The organism is Kocuria tytonicola, assembly GCF_003687455.1.
GTDB classification, from domain to species: Bacteria; Actinomycetota; Actinomycetes; order Actinomycetales; family Micrococcaceae; genus Kocuria; species Kocuria tytonicola.
Genome location: NZ_PHOA01000109.1, coordinates 1 through 8,045 on the forward strand (window position 1 = coordinate 1; position 8,045 = coordinate 8,045).

General features: G+C 69.7%; 6 protein-coding genes. All 6 read left to right on the forward strand.

The window, feature by feature from the left end:
• Positions 1-1,824: AMP-binding protein (locus CWC38_RS10140; protein ID WP_121846624.1), on the forward strand; the 1,824-nt coding region annotated here is incomplete at its 5' end.
• Between the two features lie 156 nt (positions 1,825-1,980).
• Positions 1,981-3,492 (forward strand): cation:dicarboxylate symporter family transporter, encoded by a 1,512-nt coding sequence (locus CWC38_RS10145; RefSeq protein ID WP_240625211.1) that lies wholly within the window; start codon positions 1,981-1,983, stop codon positions 3,490-3,492.
• A gap of 151 nt (positions 3,493-3,643) precedes the next feature.
• The gene (locus CWC38_RS10150; protein WP_121846625.1) at positions 3,644-4,702 is read left to right on the forward strand and encodes a glycosyltransferase; all 1,059 of its coding nucleotides are present in this window, start codon (positions 3,644-3,646) and stop codon (positions 4,700-4,702) included.
• A gap of 41 nt (positions 4,703-4,743) precedes the next feature.
• Positions 4,744-6,060, forward strand: coding sequence for a hypothetical protein (locus CWC38_RS10155; protein WP_121846626.1), 1,317 nt, complete (start codon positions 4,744-4,746; stop codon positions 6,058-6,060).
• A 37-nt stretch (positions 6,061-6,097) separates the two neighbouring features.
• Entirely contained in the window at positions 6,098-6,991 is an 894-nt protein-coding gene (locus CWC38_RS10160; protein WP_121846627.1) for a ParA family protein, read from the forward strand.
• A 28-nt stretch (positions 6,992-7,019) separates the two neighbouring features.
• Positions 7,020-7,958 (forward strand): segregation and condensation protein A, encoded by a 939-nt coding sequence (locus tag CWC38_RS10165; protein ID WP_439108840.1) that lies wholly within the window; start codon positions 7,020-7,022, stop codon positions 7,956-7,958.
• The last annotated feature ends 87 nt before the right edge of the window (positions 7,959-8,045 follow it).

An 8,045-nucleotide genomic window follows, 5' to 3' on the forward strand; every position in this document is an offset into this window, starting at 1 on the left:
CCGCCCACCCGTGCCCTCGACGACTCCGCAGCCCCGCTGTACCGGTGGTTCCCGGACGGTGAGCTGAACACGTGCGTCAACGCCGTGGACCGCCACGTGGCGGCCGGTCACGGGGAGCGCACCGCCCTGGTCTACGACTCCGCCGTGCTGGGGGTCCAGGAGCACATCAGCTACTCCCAGCTGCAGGAGCGTGTGGCCCGTTTCGCGGGTGCGCTCGCCGCCCAGGGGGTTCGCAAAGGAGACCGTGTCCTGCTCTACATGCCCATGATCGCGGAGTCCGTGGTCGCCATGCTCGCCTGCGCCCGGATCGGTGCGGTGCACTCCGTGGTGTTCGGGGGCTTCGCGCCCAAGGAGCTCGCGAGCCGGATCGACGACTCGCAGCCCGTGGCCGTCGTCACCGCGTCCGGAGGGGTGGAGCCCAAGCGGCGGATCGAGTACCTGCCCGCGATCGAGGAGGCGCTGCAGCTGAGTGGCCACGCGCCGACGGCGGTGCTGGTGCACGAGCGGGACGGCTTCACCACGAGCGTCGCCGATGCCCGCGAGCGCGCGGGGGACGACGGCGGGCCGGCCTGGCTCTCGTGGGCCGAGGCGCAGGACGGCGTGGAGCCGGCGGAGCCCGTGACCGTGAAGGCCACCGATCCGCTCTACATCCTCTACACGTCCGGGACCACGGGCAAGCCCAAGGGCGTGGTGCGCGACAACGGCGGCCACGCCGTGGCGCTGGCCTGGTCCATGGCGAACATCTACGACATCCGGGCCGGGGACGTGATGTGGACGGCGTCGGACGTGGGGTGGGTGGTGGGCCACTCCTACATCGTCTACGCGCCCCTGCTCGCCGGGGCCACCACCGTGGTCTACGAGGGCAAGCCCGTGGGGACCCCGGATGCCGGCGCGTTCTGGAAGCGGGTGGAGGAGCACGGCGTGAAGGTGCTGTTCACCGCACCCACGGCGCTGCGGGCCATCAGGAAGGCGGATCCCGAGGGCGAGTTCGTGGCCCGGTACGACACCACCTCCCTGCAGGCCCTGTTCGTGGCGGGGGGGCGGCTCGACCCCGAGACCTACCACTGGGCGACCCGGGTGCTCGGCGTTCCCGTGGTGGACCACTGGTGGCAGACCGAGACCGGGTGGGCCATCTGCTCCAACCCGTTCGGCATCGAGCGGCTGCCCATCGTCCCCGGCTCGCCCACGGTGCCCGTGCCGGGGTTCCACGTGGAGATCCTCGACCCCATCGGCGAGCCCCTGGGCCCGGGGGAGGAGGGCAACATCGCGGTGCGCCTGCCCCTGCCGCCCGGGACACTCGCCACGCTGTGGGGCAACGACGAGCGCTTCGTCTCCTCCTACCTCGCCGCGTTCCCCGGCTACTACGCCACGGGCGACTCCGGGTACATCGACGAGAACGGCTACGTGTTCGTGATGGGCCGCACCGACGACGTCATCAACGTCTCCGGCCACCGGCTGTCCACCGGGCAGATGGAGCAGATCGTGGCCACCCATCCGGACGTCGCGGAGTGCGCGGTGATCGGCGTGAACGACCCCCTCAAGGGCCAGCGCCCCTCGGGGTACGTGGTGCTCAAGACCGGTGCCGAGATCACCCAGGAGCAGCTGCGGGAGGACCTGGTGTCCATGGTGCGCTCGCAGATCGGGCCGGTGGCGGACTTCAAGGACGTGGCGGGGGTCGAGGCCCTGCCCAAGACCCGCTCCGGCAAGATCCTGCGCAAGACCATGCGCCAGATGGCGGACGGCGAGCAGTACGTGGTGCCCTCCACCATTGAGGACCACTCGGTGCTCGAGGCGCTCAGCTCGATCCTCGCCCCCAAGGCCTGACGCGCGGGGTGGGTCGGTGCGTCATGCGCCGCCCACCCGGCGTGTGCGCCCGGCCCGGGGACCGCGGCGGGCGCACAATGTGAGGACCCCACCCCGTACGGCGTACCGGGTGGGGTCCGCACACCCATCTCCTCCACGACCTCCCAGGAGCCCTCCATGACCCAGGACCTCGCGTCAGCGTCGACGCCGGGTGGCGCACGGCCCGCGAAACCCTCCGGCAAGAAGCGCGACCGCACCCACTACCTCTACATCGCGGTGATCGCCGCAGTGGTGCTGGGCGTCGTCGTGGGACTGCTGTTCCCGTCCGTGGGGGTGGCGCTGAAGCCGATCGGAACGGGCTTCGTGGCGCTGATCAAGATGATCATCGCGCCCGTGATCTTCTGCACCATCGTGCTCGGCGTGGGATCGGTCGCCAAGGCGGCCACGGTGGGCAAGGTCGGTGGACTCGCGCTGCTCTACTTCATCGTGATGTCCACGTTCGCGCTGGCCATCGGCCTGGTGGTGGGCAACATCGTGCAACCGGGCGAGGGCCTGGACCTGGCCAACGCCCACTTCGACCAGTCGTCCCTGGGCGCGGGCGGCCAGGAGTCCCACGGCGAGGGCACGGCGGGCTTCATCCTGGGCATCATCCCCACCACCATGTTCTCGGCACTGACCTCGGGGCAGATCCTGCAGACCCTGCTCGTGGCACTGCTCGTGGGCTTCGCCCTGCAGTCCATGGGCTCCGCGGGTCAGCCCGTGCTCAAGGCAGTGGGCTACCTCCAGGCCGTGGTGTTCAAGATCCTGTCCATGATCATGTGGCTCGCTCCCCTTGGTGCGTTCGGCGCGATCGCCGCCGTGGTGGGCGCCACCGGCATGAAGGCCGTGTTCTCCCTGCTGGGGCTCATGGTGGCCTTCTACATCACGTGCATCCTCTTCGTGGTGGTGGTACTGGGGCTGATCCTCAAACTGGTCTCCGGCGTGAACATCTTCAAGCTCATGAAGTACCTGGGCCGCGAGTACCTGCTGATCTTCTCCACCTCGTCCTCCGAGGCCGCCCTGCCGCGGCTGATCGCCAAGATGGAGCACCTGGGCGTGTCCCAGCCGGTCGTGGGCATCGTGGTCCCCACCGGGTACTCCTTCAACCTGGACGGCACCGCCATCTACCTGACCATGGGTGCCCTGTTCGTGGCGGACGCCCTGGGCAAGCCACTCGAGATCGGTGAGCAGATCGCCCTGCTGGTGTTCATGATCATTGCCTCCAAGGGCGCGGCCGGCGTCACCGGTGCGGGCATCGCCACGCTCGCCGCCGGTCTGCAGTCCCACCGCCCGGACCTGCTCGACGGCGTGGACCTGATCGTGGGCATCGACCGCTTCATGTCCGAGGCCCGCGCGCTCACCAACTTCTCCGGCAACGCGGTGGCCACCGTCGTGCTCGGCACGTGGGTCAGGGAAGTGGACAAGGCGCGGATGCAGCGCGTCCTCTCCGGCGCCGAGCCCTTCGACGAGGCGTCCCTCGCGGTGGACCCGCACCTCTCCTCCGGCGCCCAGGGGCACGCGGCCGCTGCGGGGGCCGACGCCGCTCCGCACGGTGCCGAGCACGGCGAACCCGGTGCGGGACGCACTTCCCGGGACGTTGCGTTACCGGGGTCCGGAGCCGCGGCCGAACGCCCGGGGGACGAGCTCTAGCCCCAGCCCCAGTGTCGTGACCGGCGCCCGGTCCCATGACGGGCGCCGGTCACTTGGTGGACCCGCGTGAACGGCATCGTGACAGCGGTGGTTCCCTTACACTGAAGCAGCATCCGCCCGTCCCCCCCCCCAAGCACCCACAGGATTCCCCATGAGCATTTGCCCGTCTGCATCGGTGGTGGCCATCGTCCCCTGCCACAACGAGGAAGCGGCCATCGGCAAGGTCGTCTCTGACCTGCACCATGACCTTCCCGGAGCCGAGGTCTACGTGTACGACAACTGCTCCACGGACCGCACTGCCGACATCGCCAGGCAGGCGGGTGCGCACGTCCGAGTGGAGTACGAGAAAGGTAAAGGCAACGTAGTGCGCCGGGCATTCGCCGACCTCGACGCCGACGTCTACCTGCTGATCGACGGTGACGACACCTACGACACGGCCGACGCGCCCATGATGGTCGAGACCCTGCTGTCCGGCCCGTACGACCACGTGCTTGGGGTACGACGACAGGTCACGTCCTCCGCGTACCGGACCGGTCACGAATCGGGGAATCGACTCTTCAACGGCATCGTGAGCTTCGCGTTCCGCCGTGAGGTCACGGATATGCTCAGCGGCTACCGCGTCTTCTCGAGGCGCTTCGTCAAGTCCTTCCCCGCGCTGTCCCGGGAGTTCGAGATCGAGACGGAACTGACCATCCACGCCGTCAATGCCCGAGTTCCACAGGTGGAGGTGCCGGTGGGATTTCGGGACCGCGCGGAGGGCACGGAAAGCAAGCTTCGGACCTATCACGACGGGTTCCGTATCCTGCGCATCCTCTCCCAGCTGCTCTTCCTGGAGCGGCCGTTCCTGGTCAACGGGTTGCTGTCGCTGCTGCTCGGGGCCACGGCACTGCTCCTGGGACTTCCCGTGGTGTGGGACTTCGTTCAGACCGGTCTGGTGCCACGGCTGCCCACCGCTCTGCTGGCGGCGGCGCTGATGATCCTCGCCGGGGCGTTCCTGGTGCTGGGGGTGGTGCTCAACGGGCTGGTGATGTCCCGCCGTGAGACCTCCCGGTTGTTCTATCTGCGACTGAACCCTCCGCCCTTCCGTCCGGCGCCGTCCGGGACATCCGGCACGAGCGCCGAGGGCCCCGGGGGTACCGTCGGCGGGGTGGGCACCGGTCCCGCCGAGGACGGTTCCCACGGCCGGACAACCGCAGGGGAGGCCCGGTGATGGCCTCCACCGCCGCAGTGCAGCGTCCAGGGAAAGGGCCCGTGCGCCTGACCCTGCGCGTCCTGGGTGTGCTGGTGTGCCTGCAGTTCGTGTTCATGGGCCTACTCGTGGTGGGGCAGGCAGTGCCGGACAAACCGATCGTGGACAACCTGCTCACGGCCATCAAGGAGGGCACCTACGGACCCAGCGGGATCCCCGATCGAATGGGGACGCAATCGGATGCGTTCACGGAGTGCGTGGTCGTGGGCACCGGTCTTGGGGCTGATCCGGAAGAGTCGGCGCGCAGCCGGGCCGCTCGCATGCCGCGGATCGGCAACTGCGACGGCGGGGCCGAGGACGTCAAGGCCGTGACTGCCGGGAAGGTCTTCGTGGACATGGACTACTACAAGTACTGGGCCGGCTACACGGTCTTCACCCGCCCGGTGCTCGCCGTGGCGGGAATGGACGGGCTGCGGATAGCTTCCGGCACCCTCATGGTCGCGGCCCTCTTCGTCGCATTCCTGGCGGTGCGGGCACGGACCACCACCGCGGTGGCCGTGGGCCTGCTCCTGCCGTTCGTGGCGGGGACGAATATGCTCTCCACACCGTCCACCTCCTTCAGCCAGTCCATCTCCATCGCCTTCATCCTCATCTCGGTCGCCCTCACCGCCGCGGGCGCCGGACGCAGCGCGTACCTGGGGCTGCTGGGGGCCGTGGTGGGTGCAGGCATGTTCTGCTACGTGGACCTGCTCACCACCCCCGCGATCCCGTGGGCGCTGTCCGCATTCACGCTGGCCGCCGCGGTCTGGTTCCGCGAACGGCGGCTGGGAACCGCGGCGCTGTGGGGTGTCCTGGGCACCGTGGCCTGGGGCGGGGCCTTCGCTTTCACCTGGGTGTCCCGGTGGGTCTTCGGCGCGGCGCTCCTGGGTCTCGACAGGACCGTCGCCATGGTCAAGCAGAACGTGGGATTCCGCACGGGTGGTACCTGGGGTGGCGTCTCCGACGCCTTCGGCGCGGGCGTCACCAAGAACGTGGCGTTCTGGTGGACCCACATTCCCACCGCGCACCTGGTGCTCTGGGCTTGCCTCATCACCGTGCTCGTGGCCCTCGTGATCGCGGCCTTGCGCGGTGGCGTGCGCCGGTGGGGCGTGGCCCTCGTGCTGAGCCTGCCCGCCGCGGTGGTGCCGTTCTGGTACACCGTGGTGAGCAACCACTCCCAAATCCATGCGTTCTTCGTCAACCGCGGTGTCCCCACGGCGCTGGCCGTGGTCACCGCGGCGTGCCTGCTCGCCGCGGCCCGCCCCCGCACCCGGCCTGCTCAGGATCCCGCCGTCGTCGGGGAGGTCCCGCCGCAGGTGGGCGGTAGGGTAGGCCGGTGAGAACCGCACTCCGGACCCGGAAGGAAGGCAGTCGCCCGTGAGCAACGCCAGTGATGACAGGCCCCAGCAGACCCAGGCGGCGGCGTCGGACGCCGTAGGCCCCACCGGCCGCCCCGTGCGGACCTTCCCGGACCCGCCCGAGTTGGGCAGCCACGGGCCCGCGCGCATCATCGCGATGGTCAACCAGAAGGGCGGGGTGGGCAAGACCACCTCCACGATCAACCTGGGTGCGGCGCTCGCGGAACTGGGCCGCAAGGTGCTGCTCGTGGACTTCGACCCGCAGGGCGCGCTCTCCGCGGGCTTCGGCTCCAACCCCCACGAGCTGGACCTCACCGTCTACAACGTGATGATGGACCGCTCGGTGGACGTGTGGGACGTGGTGCAGCAGACGCATGTGGAGAACGTGGACCTGCTGCCCGCGAACATCGACCTCTCGGCCGCGGAGGTGCAGCTGGTCAACGAGGTGGCCCGTGAGCAGGTGCTCGCCTCCGCGTTGCGCAAGGTGGAGGACCACTACGACGTCATCCTCATCGACTGCCAGCCTTCCCTGGGGCTGCTCACCGTGAACGCCCTCACGGCCTCCCACGGTGTGATCATCCCGCTGATCTGCGAGTTCTTCGCCCTGCGCGCCGTGGCGCTGCTGGTGGACTCCATCTCCAAGGTGCAGGACCGGATCAACCCCAAGCTGCAGATCGACGGTGTGCTGGCCACCATGTTCGACTCTCGCACCCTGCACTCGCGCGAGGTGATCGCCCGGATCGTGGACGCGTTCGGGGACAAGGTCTTCGACACCGTCATCAAGCGGACCGTGAAGTTCCCTGACGCCACCGTGGCCGCCGAGCCGATCCTCGCGTTCGCCACCAACCACCCGGGAGCGGAGTCCTACCGCCAGCTCGCGCGCGAACTGATCTCGCGCGGCGGCGCGCCGTGACCTGCGGGGCCCGGCCGCGGCGGGGCGCGTGAGCGACGTCGCCGAGCTGGCCGCCGCGCCGGGAACGAGCACGGGGGACGGCGGCGGCGCGGGCGGCGGGTTCACCGTGGCCCTGGAGAACTTCCAGGGCCCGTTCGACGTCCTGCTGTCACTGATCGCCAAGCACGAGATGGACATCACCCAGGTGTCCCTCTCGGTGGTCACGGACGAGTTCATCCAGTACGTGGGCGCGCTGCAGGAGACCGCCTCGCCCAAGGCCCTGGACGAGGCCAGCGAGTTCCTGGTGGTCGCCGCCACCCTGCTGGACCTCAAGGCCGCCCGGCTGCTGCCGCGCGGCGAGGTGGAGGACGAGTACGACGTCGAACTTCTCGAGGCACGCGACCTGCTGTTCGCCCGGCTGCTGCAGTACAAGGCGTTCAAGGAGGTGGCCGGGCAGCTCAACGTGCGGTTCGCCGCCGAGTCCGTGCGCGTCCCGCGCCAGGTGGACCTGGACCCCGCGGTGACCACGGCCCTGCCGCCGCTCACGTGGACGCTCACCCCGGAGCAGCTCGCCCACCTCGCGGTCACGGCGCTCGACCCCGAGCGCCACGTGCCGGCGGAGGTCGATGTCGCCCACCTCCACGGCGCGCAGGTGCGGGTGGCGGACGAGGCCGAGTCCCTGGCGGTCGCGCTGCGCGACGGCGCGGACCACGCGTTCAGCTCCCTGATCGCGGATGCCGAGTCCACGCTGGTGATCGTGGTGCGCTTCCTGGCGCTGCTGGAGATGTACCGGGACCGCGTGGTGCGCCTGCACCAGGAGGAGGTACTGGGCACGCTGCTCGTCACGTGGGACGGGCCGAGCGACTGGACCGCGGAGTCCCTGAGCAGCGAGTACACCGGTGCCGAACCCGATGCGGGTGGCAGCGACACCGCCGACACGGTGTTCTCCGGTGACGAACCCACCGGGGCGCAGAACCTGGGAGAATGAACCCGCACAGGATCGGTGTGAACCGTACCGAAGGAGATGATCGCCCCATGGCGGACCCCACCCCCGCCCCACCCCCCTCATCAGCCC

Coding starts and splice junctions, on each gene's coding strand:
- CWC38_RS10145 (WP_240625211.1), top strand. CDS start 1,981: ATGACCCAGGACCTCGCGTCAGCGTCGACGCCGGGTGGCGCACGGCCC.
- CWC38_RS10150 (WP_121846625.1), top strand. CDS start 3,644: ATGAGCATTTGCCCGTCTGCATCGGTGGTGGCCATCGTCCCCTGCCAC.